This window comes from Enterobacter sp. BNK-29, from assembly GCF_048684785.1.
Taxonomy (GTDB): domain Bacteria; phylum Pseudomonadota; class Gammaproteobacteria; order Enterobacterales; family Enterobacteriaceae; genus Enterobacter; species Enterobacter cloacae_M.
In genome coordinates this window covers 985,568-1,004,298 of sequence record NZ_JBLQTU010000001.1, presented here as the reverse complement: position 1 = coordinate 1,004,298, position 18,731 = coordinate 985,568, and the positions used below count along the sequence as shown (strand labels likewise).

Here is an 18,731-nt window from a genome sequence, read left to right as displayed (position 1 = left end):
CCCTATGGCGTGCTGATCACCACTGCGACGCGGCGGTTTTCAGCGCGCCCTTGCGGGGTGCTGTTGCTCGCAACCGGGTATTTTTGACCTAACCCCCGCGTGGTGAGATTGCTGCGCGGGATATTTGCGCCCTTCGCCCAGGCATCGGCCACGGCATTGGCGCGTTTTAACGACAGCGCTTCGTTGTAGCTTTCTTCACCGTAATTATCCGTGTGACCGTCCATTCGCGCGTGATTCAGGCCGGTTTCCGCCAGGCGAGAGGCCATGGACTGGATCTGCGTTTCACTTTCCGGGCGCAGTCTGGCGTCATTTTTATCAAACAGGATGGTGTCCGACATGCCAAGCGACCAGTCACCGTTCAGTTCGTTAAAACCGTAAGACTTCATCGCCGAAATTTGCTCAGGAGTAAATTTACCTTCCGGCGGCGACTGACAGCCTGCCAGAACCAGTGAGGCCAGAACTATCGGCGCGAAGTAACGTTTTAACATAGTGTATCCCTTCTAACTTGTTGTTTTCGTACGCTGGTTTTTCACCTGGTACATGTTGCGGTCAGCCCTCTCCAGTAATGCTTCCACGGAAGCATTTTCCCACGCCAGAGCAAAGCCAATGCTGAGTGACATCGATGCTTTTTGTCCGTTATGAAGATCAAACGGACGGATAAACTGCTGCGATAGCGCAGCACAAATATGTTGAACCTCAAGTTCAGAGTGCACGCCGTACAGCACCATGGCAAATTCGTCACCGCCAAGGCGGTAAGCCTGGTGACGTTTGTCGCCAAACTCCATCATCCTGCTGGCGACTTCAATCAGCACGCAGTCTCCTGCCGCATGTCCCCAGGTGTCATTAATAAACTTAAAATTATCACCGTCGAGGAAGAGCAGGGCCGAGTTCGTTTTGGCAGAAGGGTCGTTCATTAAGGCCGCAATGCTGTTACGAAACGCCGCGCGGTTGGCAAGACCGGTGAGCGGGTCGTGCATGGCGGTACGCAGCAGCTGGGCGTTTTTCGCCTGGAGCTTGAGTTGCCACTCCTCCATCTCATCCAGAAGGCTGTTGAAGTCCTCACCAAACTGGTGAAACTCTTCGATACGGCCGTCTTTCACCCGGCGGGAGAAGTTGCGGTTGGTACGAACGTCATGCACCACGTCGGTGATGTTTTGCAGGGCCGTGACCATCCCGTGATGCAAAGACTGGGTAATAGTGAGCGCGACGACGGTTGCAAAGAGAATACAGCCGGTCAGAACGGCAAACGACATCCAGATGAAATGGCCGATCAGGCTGTCACGCGCGGTAAGGCGAATTTCGCCGATCGTTGCGCCGTTATGCATGATGGGCTGCGCAACCGGTACGGGGAAAAGCCAGCGGCTGACCAGTGCGCCCAGCGTATCGTTGTTGTCCTCCGGGTTCCATGACCAGTAGGCAAAACGCTTTTTATGCGCGTTAATAACCTCGGCCACGGCAAACTGGCCCTGTTTGCCCAGAGCTGCCAGCGTTTCGTTGGCCGCCAGCGAGTCGTTGAACACCAGCGACGCTTCCAGGCTGTGGCTCATTGTTGCGCCGGTTAATTCGAGATTCTTTTGCGCGTATTGTTTTAACGTCACGACGGAAGCAAAACAGAGCAGCAGCCATATTAACGTCATCGTGATGATGACGCTTATCATGCTGTTTCGCCTCAACGTTCTTTTAAACGTCGGACGTGGCGTTGAAGTGAAATCTTTATCCATGCTGCTTATTCCGTGCAAGCATTAATACATCCGGATTGACTCTTACGCCACTGCGCGTCAATGCATCCAGGTTGACGGCGAACCGTACCTGGCCGCGATCGATTATCAGGCAAAAGGCACTGCCAATTACACATTCCGGATTTTGCTCTGAGATTAATAGCAACGCTCTGCCCTGATATTGACTTATTAATTCAAGTTGTTTTGCCGGTGATTCAGACCCGAAATAGATCGCATCACACGTCGCGGCCAGGGCTTCCTGATCGTTACGTACAATAACGGGAGTATAAGGTAACTCGCTATGCCCCTCATCGCCGCTGAGGGCGTGCGTATAGTGAGAAGTGGCGTAGACGCAGAGTTTAGGCTGCCCGGAAAGTGACGGCCATCGCGTATAGCTCACAATGCCTGAGACAATCGAGCGTACCGATTTATCCGTTTCCGTAAGCGTGCCTGCCGCCGCAGGGCCCACCATAAGGAACAGCGTTAGCATCAGAGTGAGTCGGAAAAAAGAGATCAAGAATAAATTTCTCACGAGAATCCGCCACATCGCTCTGGAAATAGATGTCCTTAAGAGTTGCGGGCAGAATACCATTGTTTATCAGGGCCGTCATTATGTCAGAAATAGCATGAGGCCGACCTAAGCTAAATCCTACTGTTGTTTATTTTCCGGTGGATGAAATTAGATTAATTCAGTCTGCTGGAGCGCATACTTTCATCCATCCCTTGCTGCCATGACGCACGCAGTTTTGCCGCGTTTTCGGCTGTATCGCAACTGGCAGGGAAAGATTTGCCGGCTAATCCCCAGGCGTGAATAAACCCTTCTTCGCACACTTTCTTCTGACCGTCAGCATAGCCGCGAAGATATTCGCTACGATCAACGTGTGTGTCGTTAAAACTATCGGCCAGGGCCTGGTTATCTTTAACCGGCAGGCCATTCATGGCGTCTTCTTTACCTGCTTCAAACCAGGATGGGCTGGTCCAGTCGGGCTGGAAGGTGTAAGGATTGATCTGACAGCCCGTTAAAAACAGCGACAACAGCGCGAGAGCAATTGAACGCATAGCCATTCTCCTTTTTTCTTCAGCATAGCCTGGCTAAAGAAAACCTGTCTGTAATTTAAAGTTTACGTTTTTACCGGCTTATTTTTGCAATAAATTGGCTTGTGTAAACTAATGTGTACGTATTTTGGATTGAAATGTTTACTTTTTATGGTATCGTGGTTTCACCTCATTGAGGAAAACAACTATCGCAAACGAGCTTTACAGGATCGCCATCATGCAAAAAGACGCGCTGAACAACGTACATATCACTGACGAACAGGTGTTAATCACTCCGGATCAACTGAAAGCGGAATTTCCGCTGAGCGTCGCGCAGGAGGCTCAGATCGAGCACTCTCGCCAGACCATTTCTGACATTATCGCCGGCCGCGATCCGCGCCTGCTGGTGGTATGCGGTCCTTGCTCCATTCACGATCCTGAAACCGCCATAGAATATGCTCGTCGATTTAAAGCGTTAGCGGAGGAGGTCAGCGATAGCCTCTATCTGGTGATGCGCGTCTATTTTGAGAAGCCACGTACGACCGTCGGCTGGAAAGGGTTGATTAACGATCCGCACATGGATGGCTCGTTTGATGTGGAAGCAGGCCTGAAGATTGCGCGTCGCCTGCTGGTGGAGCTGGTCAGCATGGGGCTGCCGCTGGCAACCGAAGCGCTGGACCCGAACAGCCCGCAGTACCTGGGCGATCTGTTCAGCTGGTCGGCGATTGGTGCGCGTACCACAGAATCGCAAACTCACCGCGAGATGGCGTCTGGCCTGTCGATGCCGGTTGGCTTTAAAAACGGTACCGATGGCAGCCTGGCGACGGCAATCAACGCCATGCGCGCTGCTGCGATGCCGCACCGTTTCGTCGGTATCAACCAGGCGGGCCAGGTATGCCTCCTGCAAACGCAGGGTAACCCGGACGGTCATGTGATCCTGCGCGGCGGGAAAGCACCTAACTACAGCCCGGCGGACGTGGCGCAGTGTGAAAAAGAGATGGAGCAGGCGGGACTGCGCCCGGCACTGATGGTAGATTGCAGTCATGGTAATTCAAATAAAGATTACCGTCGCCAGCCTGCGGTTGCGGAATCCGTGATCGCACAGATCAAAGATGGCAACCGTTCGATTATTGGTCTGATGATTGAGAGCAACATTCATGAAGGCAATCAGTCATCGGAACAACCGCGTAGCGCAATGAAGCACGGCGTCTCCGTGACGGATGCCTGCATCAGCTGGGAAACCACCGATGCGCTGCTGCGTGAGATCCACAAAGATTTGAACGGCCAGCTGGCGACGCGTCTGGCTTAAGAGGTTAGTTATGGTTGCTGAATTGACCGCACTGCGCGATCAAATTGATGAAGTGGATAAGGCGCTGCTGGACCTGCTGGCGCGCCGTATGGCGCTGGTTGCCGAAGTTGGTGAGGTGAAAAGCAAATACGGCCTGCCGATTTACGTCCCGGAGCGCGAAGCCTCAATGCTGGCCTCTCGTCGCAAAGAGGCCCAGGCGCTGGGCGTTTCGCCGGATTTAATTGAAGATGTTCTGCGTCGCGTGATGCGGGAATCCTATTCCAGCGAAAACGACAAAGGCTTCAAAACTCTCTGTCCGTCCCTGCGGCCGGTGGTGATTGTCGGCGGTGCAGGGCAGATGGGGCGTCTGTTTGAAAAAATGCTGATGCTTTCTGGCTACCAGGTGCGCATTCTGGAAAAAGAGGACTGGGCGCATGCTCCGGAACTCATGAAAGATGCCGGGATGGTTATCGTCAGCGTGCCGATCCACGTGACGGAGCAGATCATCGAAAAGCTTCCTCTTTTACCGAAAGATTGCATCCTGGTGGATCTGGCCTCCGTCAAAAATGGTCCGCTGCAGGCGATGCTGGCTGCGCATACCGGCCCGGTTCTGGGTCTGCACCCGATGTTTGGACCGGACAGCGGCAGCCTGGCTAAGCAGGTGGTGGTTTACTGCGACGGTCGTCAGCCGGAAGCCTATCAGTGGTTCCTGGAACAGATTCAGGTATGGGGTGCGCGACTGCACCGCATCAGCGCGGTCGAGCACGATCAGAACATGGCGTTCATTCAGGCGCTGCGCCACTTTGCGACGTTTGCCTACGGTCTGCATCTGGCGGAAGAGAACGTGCAGCTTGAACAGCTGCTGGCGCTCTCTTCGCCTATCTATCGTCTGGAGCTGGCGATGGTAGGGCGCCTGTTTGCTCAGGATCCGCAGCTTTACGCGGACATTATTATGTCCTCCGAGAACAACCTGGCGCTCATCAAGCGCTACTATCAGCGCTTTGGTGAAGCCATTACGTTGCTGGAGCACGGAGACAAGCAGGCGTTTATCGACAGTTTCCGCAAGGTCGAGCACTGGTTTGGCGATTACGCTCAGCGTTTCCAGAGTGAGAGCCGGACGCTGTTGCGCCAGGCAAATGACAGTCGCCAGTAATGCGATGATGTATATACTGAAAGCCAGCATTGCTGGCTTTTTTTATTTTGGGGAACTGTCATGGCCGAACCGCAGCTGCTGTTGAATTACACCGGGCATCTGCCTGAATGCCCGACGTGGAGCGCAGAAGAGCACGCGCTCTACTGGGCCGATATTCTGGAAGGGGAGATCCACCGCTATCATCTGCCGACGGCAGAACACACCGTACTCTCTTTCCATGAGGAGGTGGGGTGTTTCGCGCTGCGCGAGCAGGGTGGTTTTATCGTTGCGATGCGAACGGGTATCTGGCTGACCGATAAACACGGCCTGCTGCGCCGCAAGGTGTGCGATAACCCCTCTAACCCGCAGCTCGCACGTTTTAACGACGGCGGCACCGATTCTCTGGGGCGATTCTATGCGGGCACGTTTTGGGGGCCGGGAGATTACAACGGTGCCCTGTTGATGCGCATCGACAACGACCTGACGCCGAAAGTGATCCAGTGCGATATTCACGGCCACAACGGCTTAGCGTTTAGCCCGGATAATCAATGGATGTTTACTTCAGATACGCCAAACGGCGTTATTTACCGAACGCCGCTTGATGAGCAGGGCGAACCCGGCAGGCGCGAGGTGTTTCGTCAGTTTAAAGAGGGCGAAGGGATACCGGACGGCGCGGCCATGGATGTGGAAGGCTGCTACTGGAGCGCGCTGTTTGACGGCTGGCGTATTGCACGTTTTTCTCCGCACGGGGAGCAGCTGGAAGAATACCGCATGCCGGTGCGTTGCCCGACGATGGTCTGCTTTGGCGGCGATGACATGAAAACGCTGTTTATTACCACCACGCGGGAAAATATGGATGCGGACGAGGTGGCGAAGTATCCGCTCTCCGGTGCCATCTTCACCCTGCCGGTGAACGTGGCAGGGATGAAGAAAAGCCGATTCATCGAACGTTAAGCCGGGTCAACCGGGACCACGTTTTCGCTCGGATAGCAGCCCAGCACTTTCATGGAGCGCGTGATCTCGCCCAGTTCGCGCAGGGCTTTCTGCATGGAAGCAGATTCCAGGTTGGCCTGGATATCAAGATAAAACATCTCTTCCCACGGGTTACCGTGGATTGGGCGTGATTCCAGTTTGGTCATGATCAGGTTGTGGTTACGCAGCACCAGCAGGGCTTCAACCAGCGCACCGGCCTGTTGGCCGGTCGCCATCAGCAGCGTGGTTTTGGCCGGCACCTGGTCAGAAACATTGATTGCCTTGCGTGCCAGTACCACGAAACGGGTGATATTTTGCGTCTGGTTCGCCAGGTTGCGTTCCAGCACCTGTAAACCATACAGCGCCCCGCCCGCTTCGCTGCCGAGCGCGGCGACGGTTGGGGTGTTAGCCTGCGCCACTTTTTCCATCGCCGCCGAGGTGCTTTCGGTGTACTCAATTTTCCAGTTCGGATAGCGGTTCAGGAACTGGCTGCACTGCTGGAACGGCTGTGGATGACTGTAAACCGTTTCGATCTTGCTCAGGTCGGTTGAGCCAGAGACCAGCACGCAGTGATCGATAGGGATCGTCAGCTCACCTACCAGCGACAGGCTGGTATGCTGCAGCAAATCGTAGACGTCGTTGATGGCGCCGGAGCTAGTGTTTTCAATCGGTACGACGGCGTAATCCGCCTGGCCGGTCTCAACCTGATTAAAAATGTCGGCAAACTTGGCACAGCCGCTCTCAATAAATTCTTCGAAATGGCGTGCGGCATACTGACGTGCGGCCAGGTGAGAATAAGACCCCTTCGGACCGAGGAAGGCGATACGCGCAGAGTGTGGGTTGGTTTTGTTCAGATGCTGCTGGAGCAGCGCTTGCTGGGTGAGAACGGAGTCTTCGATGATGAGCTGGAACAACCGGGTTATGTAGTGGGCATCGAGGTGATGCGCTTTGCCGAGCTGAATGAGACGTTCCAGCAGATCTCGCTCGCGGTCAATATCACGCACCGGACGATGGGAGTCTAGCTTGGCTTTGCCCACTTCAACGGCAAGGGCGCGGCGTTCGGCCAGCAGCGCCAGCAGTTTCTCATCCAGCGCGCTGATTTTTACTCGCAGATCCAGTAATGGGTTTTCCGGTGTCATAGTGTTGTCGGTCTCATTTTATCGTTATCAATAAAAAAGGCCCCCCGGTGTGGGAGGCCTTGTTGTTCGTCTTCGCATTCTTTATCACACGACGAAACGCCTCCCGTTCAGGGGAAGGTAAAAAAGAATGCGAAGAAGAACGGCGTAAGTTTCATAAAGTCATCCTGTGATTGATACCGTTAAAGTACCCGTACTGTTTTCACCCTGTCAATAAAAAACAAAAAACGCGCCCGAAGGCGCGTTGGCGGTACACTCAATTTAAAGGATTACTCTTCTTCAACTTCTTCCGCGAAGCTGGCGTCTTTCACCGATGTAGCGGCGCGACGGGCTTCACCTTTGTGTTGCACTTTATTGAGCTGCCGTTCCAGCTTGTTGATCAAATCGTTAATAGCGGTGTACATATCCTCGTGTTTTGCGCTGGCGACCAGATGGCCGTTTGGAGTATTGATAGTTGCGTCAGCGATGAAACCCTGCGGCTCCTTGGACAGGATGATATGTGGATTAATCAAATGAGTTTGCCATTTATCCAGTTTGGCGAGACGGTCTGCGACGTGCTGGCGGATTGCCGGAGTAATTTCCATTTGTTTACTGGTAATGTTCATTGTCATAAATTTTACCTCTTGTCTTTCCGTCTTGGTGATTCCAGCATACCCGACCTAATGTCAAAATGTGTGATTTAGATCACGTTATTTTGTCGGTTTTTGTCAGGGAATCTTTTTTGTGAGGCAGGGCAGGAAGAGGTGAGATTTACCTTGTCGAAGGTAAAAATTGGGGCCATAGTTGACTGGATATGTTGAGGCTTAAGCGCTTCAGCGACGCGCTAAAATGAATAAAAAAACGGCAGCCTTCGGGCTGCCGTTTTGCATTGAGGCAATATCAGGTGTTGCTGCTGTTCGCGGCGATGATTTTCGCCACTTTTTCAGCCTGAGCGGTCATCTGCATCTGACGGTAAGCATTTTCCATCAGCTTCAGGCCATCGCGCGTTGCCTGAGTATCCGGATAATCACGCAGCATACCTTCTACGCGGTTAACCACGGCAACCCATGCGCCACGACGGGTATAGTATTCCGCTACAGAGTATTCATATTTCGCCAGACGATCTTTCAGGAACACCAGACGTTTGGTGGCGTCAGTCACGTACTGACTGTTCGGATAGCCGCGCACTAGCTTGGAGAAGTCATTGAAGGCATCACGCGCATGCTGCGGGTCACGGTCGGAACGATCCACGCCGAAGAAGCCCTGCAGCGCACTGTCGTCCAGCGCCATGTTGGTGAGGCCGCGCATGTACATCACGTAGTCGATGTTAGGATGAGTCGGGTTCAGACGCATGAAACGATCGATAGTTGCCTGAGCCAGCGGCAGATCGGCATTTTTATAGTATGCGTAGATGAGATCTAACTGTACCTGCTGCGAATATGGACCAAATGGATAGCGATTATCCAACGCTTCCAGTTGCGTTATCGCCTGTTTCCAGTTACCGTCCTGCAACTTTTGTTGTGCAGTCGCATAGATTTCATTCGGCGGATTGTCAGGGACCTGTTCATTTGAACCGGAGCAGCCCACCAAAGCCAGGCTCAACGTGGCCGCTGCCACCAGATATTTCATGCGCGTCATGACGTTTTGACTTTCCTCAAATGTTTGTCCGGGAGAAACTCTGTTCCTGCTCCCGATTAAGACCAGCTACAATAGCACACTATATTAAACGGCAAAGCCGTAAAACCCAACGTTAAACGAAGAAGCAGTTTATGGCACAACGAGTAGAACTCACCGCAACAGTCTCCGAAAATCAGCTCGGTCAACGCTTAGATCAGGCTTTGGCCGAATTGTTCCCTGATTATTCGCGTTCACGCATAAAAGAATGGATCCTTGACCAGCGCGTGCTGGTAAACGGCAAGATCTGGGACAAACCAAAAGAGAAAGTGTTAGGTGGGGAAGCTGTCGCCATCAATGCTGAAATCGAAGAGGAAATCCGCTTCGAGCCGCAGGATATCCCACTGGACATCGTCTATGAAGATGATGACATTCTGGTGATCAACAAGCCGCGCGACCTGGTTGTTCATCCGGGCGCGGGGAACCCTGACGGTACGGTACTTAACGCACTTCTCCATTATTATCCGCCGATCGCGGATGTTCCGCGCGCGGGCATCGTGCACCGTCTGGATAAAGACACCACCGGTTTGATGGTGGTGGCGAAGACCGTTCCTGCTCAGACCCGTCTGGTGGAGTCGCTGCAGCTGCGTGAAATCACCCGCGAGTATGAAGCAGTAGCCATTGGGCATATGACCTCTGGCGGAACGGTGGAAGAGCCAATCAGCCGTCATCCGACTAAACGTACCCATATGTCGGTGCATCCGATGGGTAAACCGGCGGTGACGCACTATCGCATTATGGAGCACTTCCGTATTCATACGCGCCTGCGTCTGCGTCTGGAAACCGGACGTACTCACCAGATCCGCGTGCATATGGCCCACATTACCCATCCGCTGGTAGGGGATCAGGTATACGGTGGCCGCCCTCGTCCACCTAAAGGCGCATCGGATGAGTTCATCAGCGTATTGCGTAAATTCGATCGTCAGGCGCTGCACGCGACTATGCTGCGTCTTTACCACCCTATCACCGGTATTCAGATGGAGTGGCATGCGCCTATCCCGCAGGATATGGTGGATCTTATCGACGCCATGCGTGCTGATTTCGAAGAACATAAGGATCAAGTGGACTGGTTATGACCAAACTGATTGTCCCGGAGTGGCCATTGCCTGCTGGCGTGGCCGCCTGTAGTTCAACCCGTATTGGCGGTGTTAGCCAGGGCGCGTGGGAGTCTTTGAACCTCGGTGCGCACTGTGGCGACAACCTGGAACACGTTGAAGAGAACCGCAGACGTTTGTTTGCTGCGGGTAACTTGCCGTCGAAACCGATCTGGCTGGAACAGGTTCATGGTAACGCGGTACTGAAGTTGACGGGGGAACCCTATGCTTCTAAACGCGCTGATGCCTCTTACAGTAATACTCCGGGAACCGTTTGTGCCGTGATGACCGCCGATTGTCTGCCGGTTCTGTTCTGTAACCGTGCAGGTACCGAGGTGGCGGCAGCACACGCGGGCTGGCGTGGTCTATGTGAAGGCGTGCTCGAAGAAACTGTCGCCTGCTTTAACGATGAGCCCGCCAATATTATGGCCTGGCTTGGCCCGGCCATTGGTCCTCGCGCTTTCGAAGTGGGGCCAGAGGTTCGCGAAGCCTTTATGGAAAAAGATCCGCAAGCGGTTGAAGCCTTCCTGCCTGCGGGAGATAAATATCTGGCCGATATTTACCAGCTCGCCCGTCAGCGTCTGAATAACGTTGGCGTGACGCAGATCTTCGGCGGCGATCGCTGCACATTCACCGAAAAGGGTGATTTTTTCTCCTATCGTCGCGACAAGACCACGGGGCGTATGGCAAGTTTCATTTGGCTGATATAACCTAAAGAATCAAGACGATCCGGTACGTGCCGTTTTCTTTTCACATAATTCAGGTCATTAACCTTGAATAATTGAGGGATGACCTCATTTAATCTCCAGTAGCAAATTTGACCTGTTATGGGAGGAGTTATGCGTCTGGATCGTCTTACTAATAAATTCCAGCTTGCTCTCGCCGATGCCCAGTCCCTCGCACTGGGGCACGACAACCAATTTATCGAACCTCTTCATTTAATGAGCGCCTTGCTGAATCAGGAAGGGGGGTCGGTACGTCCTTTATTAACGTCTGCTGGCATTAATGCTGGCCAGTTACGCACCGCTATCGATCAGGCGCTGAGCCGTTTACCGCAGGTAGAAGGTACCGGCGGCGACGTTCAGCCGTCTCAGGATCTGGTGCGCGTGCTGAACCTTTGCGACAAGCTGGCGCAAAAACGTGGGGACAACTTTATTTCGTCAGAGCTGTTTGTTCTGGCGGCGCTTGAATCACGCGGTACCTTGACCGACCTGCTGAAATCTGCCGGTGCGACCACCGCCAATGTGACTCAGGCGATTGAGAAAATGCGCGGAGGTGAAAGCGTGAACGATCAGGGAGCCGAAGACCAACGTCAGGCTTTGAAGAAATTTACGGTCGATCTGACCGAGCGTGCTGAACAGGGCAAACTTGACCCGGTTATCGGCCGTGACGAAGAAATCCGCCGTACTATTCAGGTACTGCAGCGTCGTACCAAGAACAACCCGGTGCTGATTGGTGAACCGGGTGTCGGTAAAACCGCCATTGTTGAAGGGCTGGCGCAGCGTATCGTTAACGGGGAAGTGCCGGAAGGCCTGAAAGGCCGCCGCGTACTGGCGCTGGATATGGGCGCGCTGGTGGCCGGTGCGAAATACCGCGGCGAGTTTGAAGAGCGTCTCAAAGGCGTGCTTAACGATCTGGCGAAGCAGGAAGGCAACGTTATCCTGTTTATCGACGAACTGCACACTATGGTCGGGGCGGGTAAAGCGGACGGCGCGATGGATGCCGGGAACATGCTGAAACCTGCGTTGGCGCGTGGTGAACTTCACTGCGTCGGTGCCACCACGCTTGACGAGTATCGTCAGTACATTGAGAAAGATGCTGCGCTGGAACGTCGTTTCCAGAAAGTGTTTGTTGCTGAGCCAAGCGTTGAAGATACCATCGCGATCCTGCGTGGTTTGAAGGAGCGCTATGAACTGCACCACCATGTGCAGATCACTGACCCGGCTATCGTTGCGGCGGCGACGCTTTCACATCGTTATATCGCCGATCGCCAGCTACCGGATAAAGCAATCGACCTGATTGATGAAGCGGCTTCGAGCATTCGTATGCAGATTGACTCGAAACCGGAAGAGCTGGACCGACTCGACCGACGCATCATTCAGCTCAAGCTGGAACAGCAGGCGCTGAAGAAAGAGTCTGATGAAGCCAGTAAGAAACGCCTGGATATGCTCAATGAAGAACTGGACGATAAAGAGCGCCAGTACTCTGAGCTGGAAGAAGAGTGGAAAGCCGAGAAAGCATCCCTTTCCGGCACTCAGACCATTAAAGCTGAACTCGAACAGGCCAAAATTGCCATCGAGCAGGCTCGCCGTGTCGGCGATCTGGCGCGGATGTCTGAACTGCAGTACGGCAAAATTCCTGAGCTTGAAAAACAGCTTGAGATAGCGACGCAGTCAGAAGGGAAAACGATGCGTCTGTTACGTAATAAAGTGACGGATGCAGAAATCGCGGAAGTGCTTGCTCGCTGGACCGGTATCCCGGTGGCGCGCATGCTGGAAGGCGAGCGTGAAAAACTGCTGCGCATGGAGCAGGATCTCCATAATCGGGTGATTGGTCAGAACGAAGCGGTTGAGGCGGTTTCCAACGCCATTCGCCGTAGCCGCGCAGGGTTGTCCGATCCAAACCGTCCGATTGGTTCGTTCCTGTTCCTGGGGCCGACGGGGGTCGGTAAAACCGAGTTGTGTAAAGCGCTGGCTAACTTTATGTTCGACAGCGACGATGCGATGGTACGTATCGACATGTCTGAGTTTATGGAGAAACACTCCGTCTCACGTCTGGTCGGTGCGCCTCCGGGATACGTTGGTTATGAAGAAGGGGGGTATCTGACGGAAGCCGTTCGCCGTCGCCCTTATTCCGTCATCCTGCTGGATGAGGTGGAAAAAGCGCATCCGGATGTGTTCAACATTCTGCTTCAGGTGCTGGATGATGGCCGTCTGACCGACGGACAGGGGAGAACGGTCGACTTCCGTAATACGGTTGTCATCATGACCTCGAACCTGGGTTCCGATCTGATTCAGGAACGTTTCGGTGAACTGGACTATAGCCATATGAAGGATCTGGTGCTCGGTGTCGTGAGCCATAACTTCCGTCCTGAGTTCATCAACCGTATTGATGAAGTGGTGGTATTCCATCCTCTGGGTGAGAAACACATTGCGTCGATTGCGCAGATCCAGCTGCAGCGTCTTTACAAACGTCTGGAAGAGCGTGGGTATGAAATTCACATCTCCGACGAGGCGCTGAAGCTGCTGAGCGAGAATGGTTACGATCCGGTATACGGTGCGCGCCCATTAAAACGTGCTATCCAGCAGCAGATCGAAAATCCGCTGGCGCAGCAGATCCTCTCCGGAGAGCTGGTTCCGGGCAAAGTTATCCGTCTGGAAGCCAACGACGATCGCATTGTGGCAGTGCAGTAAGTCACAAAACGCAAAAACGAGCCGCGATCGGCTCGTTTTTGTTTAAAAACCAGGCGAAAATTGAGGTCTGGAGTAAGATTTGCTTGGAAAGTGAGCGGTCAGTAAATAAATGTCACTTTATCCTTGCAGCTTCGGAATTACTCCCTATAATGCGCCTCCACTGACACGGAACAACGGCACACACGCCGCCGGGTCAGCAGAGAAAAGCGAAAATAAACGCTTGACTCTGAAGCGGGAAAGCGTAATATGCACACCCCGCGCCGCAGCGAAAAGCGAAGCGGCACTGCTCTTTAACAATTTATCAGACAATCTGTGTGGGCACTCAAAGTGACATGGATTCTTAATGTCTTCGGACAATAAATGAATACCAAGTCTCTGAGTGAACATACGTAATTCATTACGAAGTTTAATTCACGAGCATCAAACTTAAATTGAAGAGTTTGATCATGGCTCAGATTGAACGCTGGCGGCAGGCCTAACACATGCAAGTCGAGCGGTAGCACAGGAGAGCTTGCTCTCCGGGTGACGAGCGGCGGACGGGTGAGTAATGTCTGGGAAACTGCCTGATGGAGGGGGATAACTACTGGAAACGGTAGCTAATACCGCATAACGTCGCAAGACCAAAGAGGGGGACCTTCGGGCCTCTTGCCATCAGATGTGCCCAGATGGGATTAGCTAGTAGGTGGGGTAACGGCTCACCTAGGCGACGATCCCTAGCTGGTCTGAGAGGATGACCAGCCACACTGGAACTGAGACACGGTCCAGACTCCTACGGGAGGCAGCAGTGGGGAATATTGCACAATGGGCGCAAGCCTGATGCAGCCATGCCGCGTGTATGAAGAAGGCCTTCGGGTTGTAAAGTACTTTCAGCGGGGAGGAAGGTGTTGAGGTTAATAACCTCAGCAATTGACGTTACCCGCAGAAGAAGCACCGGCTAACTCCGTGCCAGCAGCCGCGGTAATACGGAGGGTGCAAGCGTTAATCGGAATTACTGGGCGTAAAGCGCACGCAGGCGGTCTGTCAAGTCGGATGTGAAATCCCCGGGCTCAACCTGGGAACTGCATTCGAAACTGGCAGGCTAGAGTCTTGTAGAGGGGGGTAGAATTCCAGGTGTAGCGGTGAAATGCGTAGAGATCTGGAGGAATACCGGTGGCGAAGGCGGCCCCCTGGACAAAGACTGACGCTCAGGTGCGAAAGCGTGGGGAGCAAACAGGATTAGATACCCTGGTAGTCCACGCCGTAAACGATGTCGACTTGGAGGTTGTGCCCTTGAGGCGTGGCTTCCGGAGCTAACGCGTTAAGTCGACCGCCTGGGGAGTACGGCCGCAAGGTTAAAACTCAAATGAATTGACGGGGGCCCGCACAAGCGGTGGAGCATGTGGTTTAATTCGATGCAACGCGAAGAACCTTACCTACTCTTGACATCCAGAGAACTTTCCAGAGATGGATTGGTGCCTTCGGGAACTCTGAGACAGGTGCTGCATGGCTGTCGTCAGCTCGTGTTGTGAAATGTTGGGTTAAGTCCCGCAACGAGCGCAACCCTTATCCTTTGTTGCCAGCGGTTAGGCCGGGAACTCAAAGGAGACTGCCAGTGATAAACTGGAGGAAGGTGGGGATGACGTCAAGTCATCATGGCCCTTACGAGTAGGGCTACACACGTGCTACAATGGCGCATACAAAGAGAAGCGACCTCGCGAGAGCAAGCGGACCTCATAAAGTGCGTCGTAGTCCGGATTGGAGTCTGCAACTCGACTCCATGAAGTCGGAATCGCTAGTAATCGTAGATCAGAATGCTACGGTGAATACGTTCCCGGGCCTTGTACACACCGCCCGTCACACCATGGGAGTGGGTTGCAAAAGAAGTAGGTAGCTTAACCTTCGGGAGGGCGCTTACCACTTTGTGATTCATGACTGGGGTGAAGTCGTAACAAGGTAACCGTAGGGGAACCTGCGGTTGGATCACCTCCTTACCTTAAAGAACCTGCCTTTGCAGTGCTCACACAGATTGTCTGATGAAAAGTAAATAGCAAGGCGTCTTGCGATTGAGACTTACACGTCCCCTTCGTCTAGAGGCCCAGGACACCGCCCTTTCACGGCGGTAACAGGGGTTCGAATCCCCTAGGGGACGCCACTTGCTGGTTCGTGAGTGAAAGTCACCTGCCGTCATATCTCAAAACTCATCTTCGGGTGACGTTTGAGATATTTGCTCTTTAAAAATCTGGATCAAGCTGAAAATTGAAACGACACATCTTTAATGGTGTGTTCGAGTCTCTCAAATTTTCGCAAGTCGATGGTGAATCGAAAGAAACATCTTCGGGTTGTGAGGTTAAGCGACTAAGCGTACACGGTGGATGCCCTGGCAGTCAGAGGCGATGAAGGACGTGCTAATCTGCGAAAAGCGCCGGCGAGGTGATATGAACCTTTGACCCGGCGATGTCCGAATGGGGAAACCCAGTGCAATTCGTTGCACTATCGTTAACTGAATACATAGGTTAACGAGGCGAACCGGGGGAACTGAAACATCTAAGTACCCCGAGGAAAAGAAATCAACCGAGATTCCCCCAGTAGCGGCGAGCGAACGGGGAGCAGCCCAGAGTCTGAATCAGCTTGTGTGTTAGTGGAACGGTCTGGAAAGTCCGGCGATACAGGGTGACAGCCCCGTACACGAAAGCACACAGGCTGTGAACTCGAAGAGTAGGGCGGGACACGTGGTATCCTGTCTGAATATGGGGGGACCATCCTCCAAGGCTAAATACTCCTGACTGACCGATAGTGAACCAGTACCGTGAGGGAAAGGCGAAAAGAACCCCGGCGAGGGGAGTGAAAAAGAACCTGAAACCGTGTACGTACAAGCAGTGGGAGCACCCTTGTGGTGTGACTGCGTACCTTTTGTATAATGGGTCAGCGACTTATATTCTGTAGCAAGGTTAACCGTATAGGGGAGCCGAAGGGAAACCGAGTCTTAACTGGGCGTTAAGTTGCAGGGTATAGACCCGAAACCCGGTGATCTAGCCATGGGCAGGTTGAAGGTTGGGTAACACTAACTGGAGGACCGAACCGACTAATGTTGAAAAATTAGCGGATGACTTGTGGCTGGGGGTGAAAGGCCAATCAAACCGGGAGATAGCTGGTTCTCCCCGAAAGCTATTTAGGTAGCGCCTCGTGAACTCATCTTCGGGGGTAGAGCACTGTTTCGGCTAGGGGGCCATCCCGGCTTACCAACCCGATGCAAACTACGAATACCGAAGAATGTTATCACGGGAGACACACGGCGGGTGCTAACGTCCGTCGTGAAGAGGGAAACAACCCAGACCGCCAGCTAAGGTCCCAAAGTCATGGTTAAGTGGGAAACGATGTGGGAAGGCACAGACAGCCAGGATGTTGGCTTAGAAGCAGCCATCATTTAAAGAAAGCGTAATAGCTCACTGGTCGAGTCGGCCTGCGCGGAAGATGTAACGGGGCTAAACCATGCACCGAAGCTGCGGCAGCGACGCTTATGCGTTGTTGGGTAGGGGAGCGTTCTGTAAGCCGTTGAAGGTGTGCTGTGAGGCATGCTGGAGGTATCAGAAGTGCGAATGCTGACATAAGTAACGATAAAGCGGGTGAAAAGCCCGCTCGCCGGAAGACCAAGGGTTCCTGTCCAACGTTAATCGGGGCAGGGTGAGTCGACCCCTAAGGCGAGGCCGAAAGGCGTAGTCGATGGGAAACAGGTTAATATTCCTGTACTTGGTGTTACTGCGAAGGGGGGACGGAGAAGGCTATGTTAGCCGGGCGACGGTTGTCCCGGTTTAAGCATGTAGGCGGAACGATTAGGTAAATCCGGTCGTTTATTAACGCTGAGGTGTGATGACGAGGCACTACGGTGCTGAAGTAACAAATGCCCTGCTTCCAGGAAAAGCCTCTAAGCATCAGGTAACACGAAATCGTACCCCAAACCGACACAGGTGGTCAGGTAGAGAATACCAAGGCGCTTGAGAGAACTCGGGTGAAGGAACTAGGCAAAATGGTGCCGTAACTTCGGGAGAAGGCACGCTGATATGTAGGTGAAGCCCCTGCGGGTGGAGCTGAAATCAGTCGAAGATACCAGCTGGCTGCAACTGTTTATTAAAAACACAGCACTGTGCAAACACGAAAGTGGACGTATACGGTGTGACGCCTGCCCGGTGCCGGAAGGTTAATTGATGGGGTTAGCGGCAACGCGAAGCTCTTGATCGAAGCCCCGGTAAACGGCGGCCGTAACTATAACGGTCCTAAGGTAGCGAAATTCCTTGTCGGGTAAGTTCCGACCTGCACGAATGGCGTAATGATGGCCAGGCTGTCTCCACCCGAGACTCAGTGAAATTGAACTCGCTGTGAAGATGCAGTGTACCCGCGGCAAGACGGAAAGACCCCGTGAACCTTTACTATAGCTTGACACTGAACACTGGTCCTTGATGTGTAGGATAGGTGGGAGGCTTTGAAGCGTGGACGCCAGTCTGCGTGGAGCCATCCTTGAAATACCACCCTTTAATGGCTGGTGTTCTAACGTAGACCCGTAATCCGGGTTGCGGACAGTGTCTGGTGGGTAGTTTGACTGGGGCGGTCTCCTCCCAAAGAGTAACGGAGGAGCACGAAGGTTAGCTAATCCTGGTCGGACATCAGGAGGTTAGTGCAATGGCATAAGCTAGCTTGACTGCGAGAGTGACGGCTCGAGCAGGTGCGAAAGCAGGTCATAGTGATCCGGTGGTTCTGAATGGAAGGGCCATCGCTCAACGGATAAAAGGTACTCCGGGGATAACAGGCTGATACCGCCCAAGAGTTCATATCGACGGCGGTGTTTGGCACCTCGATGTCGGCTCATCACATCCTGGGGCTGAAGTAGGTCCCAAGGGTATGGCTGTTCGCCATTTAAAGTGGTACGCGAGCTGGGTTTAGAACGTCGTGAGACAGTTCGGTCCCTATCTGCCGTGGGCGCTGGAGAATTGAGGGGGGCTGCTCCTAGTACGAGAGGACCGGAGTGGACGCATCACTGGTGTTCGGGTTGTCATGCCAATGGCACTGCCCGGTAGCTAAATGCGGAAGAGATAAGTGCTGAAAGCATCTAAGCACGAAACTTGCCCCGAGATGAGTTCTCCCTGACCCTTTAAGGGTCCTGAAGGAACGTTGAAGACTACGACGTTGATAGGTCGGGTGTGTAAGCGCAGCGATGCGTTGAGCTAACCGATACTAATGAACCGTGAGGCTTAACCTTACAACGCCGAAGCTGTTTCGGCGAAGAGACAGAAGATTTTCAGCTTTGATACAGATTTAA

At 53.3% G+C, this 18,731-nt stretch carries 14 protein-coding genes, 1 tRNA gene, 2 rRNA genes and 1 other annotated feature; of the genes, 9 read left to right on the top strand and 8 right to left on the bottom strand.

What is annotated here, in order from left to right:
• Positions 1-2: 2 nt before the first annotated feature.
• The 4 genes from ACMGGX_RS04635 to ACMGGX_RS04620 all read right to left on the bottom strand — a co-directional run bounded on the left by ACMGGX_RS04635 (position 3) and on the right by ACMGGX_RS04620 (position 2,777).
• Positions 3-488: an OmpA family protein gene (locus ACMGGX_RS04635; RefSeq protein ID WP_029741023.1), complete on the bottom strand. Its 486-nt coding sequence runs from the start codon at positions 486-488 to the stop codon at positions 3-5.
• A gap of 12 nt (positions 489-500) precedes the next feature.
• Positions 501-1,721: a diguanylate cyclase DgcN gene (dgcN, locus tag ACMGGX_RS04630; RefSeq protein WP_029741024.1), complete on the bottom strand. Its 1,221-nt coding sequence runs from the start codon at positions 1,719-1,721 to the stop codon at positions 501-503.
• The gene (locus tag ACMGGX_RS04625) at positions 1,714-2,250 is read right to left on the bottom strand and encodes a YfiR/HmsC family protein (protein ID WP_194401898.1); all 537 of its coding nucleotides are present in this window, start codon (positions 2,248-2,250) and stop codon (positions 1,714-1,716) included. Before ACMGGX_RS04625 ends, dgcN begins: the two co-directional genes overlap by 8 nt.
• A gap of 152 nt (positions 2,251-2,402) precedes the next feature.
• On the bottom strand, positions 2,403-2,777 hold the full coding sequence (locus tag ACMGGX_RS04620; protein WP_085841433.1) for a DUF2799 domain-containing protein: 375 nt from the start codon (positions 2,775-2,777) through the stop codon (positions 2,403-2,405).
• 214 nt (positions 2,778-2,991) lie between these two features.
• On the opposite strand from ACMGGX_RS04620, the gene aroF reads away from it, so the two are divergent.
• The 3 genes from aroF to ACMGGX_RS04605 are packed head-to-tail and all read left to right on the top strand — an operon-like array spanning position 2,992 to position 6,127.
• Complete coding sequence (aroF, locus tag ACMGGX_RS04615; protein WP_023308871.1) at positions 2,992-4,062, top strand: 3-deoxy-7-phosphoheptulonate synthase AroF; 1,071 nt, start codon at positions 2,992-2,994, stop codon at positions 4,060-4,062.
• A gap of 10 nt (positions 4,063-4,072) precedes the next feature.
• Positions 4,073-5,194 carry a bifunctional chorismate mutase/prephenate dehydrogenase gene (gene tyrA / locus ACMGGX_RS04610; RefSeq protein WP_348561886.1) on the top strand — a complete coding sequence of 374 codons (1,122 nt, stop codon included), beginning with the start codon at positions 4,073-4,075 and terminating at the stop codon, positions 5,192-5,194.
• Between the two features lie 60 nt (positions 5,195-5,254).
• Positions 5,255-6,127 (top strand): SMP-30/gluconolactonase/LRE family protein, encoded by an 873-nt coding sequence (locus ACMGGX_RS04605; RefSeq protein WP_348561887.1) that lies wholly within the window; start codon positions 5,255-5,257, stop codon positions 6,125-6,127.
• On the opposite strand, the gene pheA is transcribed toward ACMGGX_RS04605, so the two are convergent.
• The 4 genes from pheA to bamD form a co-directional block, all read right to left on the bottom strand.
• Positions 6,124-7,284 (bottom strand): bifunctional chorismate mutase/prephenate dehydratase, encoded by a 1,161-nt coding sequence (pheA, locus tag ACMGGX_RS04600; RefSeq protein WP_348561888.1) that lies wholly within the window; start codon positions 7,282-7,284, stop codon positions 6,124-6,126. The genes ACMGGX_RS04605 and pheA overlap by 4 nt on opposite strands.
• A gap of 30 nt (positions 7,285-7,314) precedes the next feature.
• Positions 7,315-7,440: a sequence feature (Phe leader region), on the bottom strand.
• On the bottom strand, positions 7,392-7,439 hold the full coding sequence (pheL, locus tag ACMGGX_RS04595; protein WP_100249759.1) for a pheA operon leader peptide PheL: 48 nt from the start codon (positions 7,437-7,439) through the stop codon (positions 7,392-7,394). (Overlaps the previous feature by 48 nt.)
• Before the next feature lie 110 nt (positions 7,441-7,550).
• Positions 7,551-7,892: a ribosome-associated translation inhibitor RaiA gene (gene raiA, locus ACMGGX_RS04590; protein ID WP_003863162.1), complete on the bottom strand. Its 342-nt coding sequence runs from the start codon at positions 7,890-7,892 to the stop codon at positions 7,551-7,553.
• A gap of 268 nt (positions 7,893-8,160) precedes the next feature.
• Entirely contained in the window at positions 8,161-8,898 is a 738-nt protein-coding gene (gene bamD, locus ACMGGX_RS04585; protein ID WP_023308867.1) for an outer membrane protein assembly factor BamD, read from the bottom strand.
• A 131-nt stretch (positions 8,899-9,029) separates the two neighbouring features.
• Here bamD and rluD point away from each other — a divergent pair, with 131 nt between their 5' ends.
• The 6 genes from rluD to ACMGGX_RS04555 all read left to right on the top strand — a co-directional run bounded on the left by rluD (position 9,030) and on the right by ACMGGX_RS04555 (position 18,671).
• Positions 9,030-10,010 (top strand): 23S rRNA pseudouridine(1911/1915/1917) synthase RluD, encoded by a 981-nt coding sequence (gene rluD, locus ACMGGX_RS04580; protein WP_023308866.1) that lies wholly within the window; start codon positions 9,030-9,032, stop codon positions 10,008-10,010.
• Positions 10,007-10,738, top strand: coding sequence for a purine nucleoside phosphorylase YfiH (yfiH, locus tag ACMGGX_RS04575; protein WP_126796493.1), 732 nt, complete (start codon positions 10,007-10,009; stop codon positions 10,736-10,738). The genes rluD and yfiH overlap by 4 nt, the downstream gene beginning before the upstream one ends.
• A gap of 129 nt (positions 10,739-10,867) precedes the next feature.
• Positions 10,868-13,441 (top strand): ATP-dependent chaperone ClpB, encoded by a 2,574-nt coding sequence (clpB, locus tag ACMGGX_RS04570; RefSeq protein ID WP_112780581.1) that lies wholly within the window; start codon positions 10,868-10,870, stop codon positions 13,439-13,441.
• A gap of 428 nt (positions 13,442-13,869) precedes the next feature.
• A 16S ribosomal RNA gene (locus ACMGGX_RS04565) occupies positions 13,870-15,411 on the top strand.
• A gap of 85 nt (positions 15,412-15,496) precedes the next feature.
• A tRNA-Glu gene (locus ACMGGX_RS04560) sits at positions 15,497-15,572 on the top strand.
• A gap of 193 nt (positions 15,573-15,765) precedes the next feature.
• Positions 15,766-18,671: ribosomal RNA gene (locus ACMGGX_RS04555) — 23S ribosomal RNA — on the top strand.
• Together the 16S and 23S rRNA genes with 1 tRNA gene alongside form the textbook arrangement of a ribosomal RNA operon.
• Positions 18,672-18,731 lie beyond the last annotated feature (60 nt).

Coding starts and splice junctions, on each gene's coding strand:
- rluD (WP_023308866.1), top strand. CDS start 9,030: ATGGCACAACGAGTAGAACTCACCGCAACAGTCTCCGAAAATCAGCTC.
- bamD (WP_023308867.1), bottom strand. CDS start 8,898: ATGACGCGCATGAAATATCTGGTGGCAGCGGCCACGTTGAGCCTGGCT.
- dgcN (WP_029741024.1), bottom strand. CDS start 1,721: ATGGATAAAGATTTCACTTCAACGCCACGTCCGACGTTTAAAAGAACG.
- pheA (WP_348561888.1), bottom strand. CDS start 7,284: ATGACACCGGAAAACCCATTACTGGATCTGCGAGTAAAAATCAGCGCG.
- ACMGGX_RS04605 (WP_348561887.1), top strand. CDS start 5,255: ATGGCCGAACCGCAGCTGCTGTTGAATTACACCGGGCATCTGCCTGAA.
- yfiH (WP_126796493.1), top strand. CDS start 10,007: ATGACCAAACTGATTGTCCCGGAGTGGCCATTGCCTGCTGGCGTGGCC.
- ACMGGX_RS04635 (WP_029741023.1), bottom strand. CDS start 488: ATGTTAAAACGTTACTTCGCGCCGATAGTTCTGGCCTCACTGGTTCTG.
- raiA (WP_003863162.1), bottom strand. CDS start 7,892: ATGACAATGAACATTACCAGTAAACAAATGGAAATTACTCCGGCAATC.
- aroF (WP_023308871.1), top strand. CDS start 2,992: ATGCAAAAAGACGCGCTGAACAACGTACATATCACTGACGAACAGGTG.
- ACMGGX_RS04620 (WP_085841433.1), bottom strand. CDS start 2,777: ATGCGTTCAATTGCTCTCGCGCTGTTGTCGCTGTTTTTAACGGGCTGT.
- tyrA (WP_348561886.1), top strand. CDS start 4,073: ATGGTTGCTGAATTGACCGCACTGCGCGATCAAATTGATGAAGTGGAT.
- clpB (WP_112780581.1), top strand. CDS start 10,868: ATGCGTCTGGATCGTCTTACTAATAAATTCCAGCTTGCTCTCGCCGAT.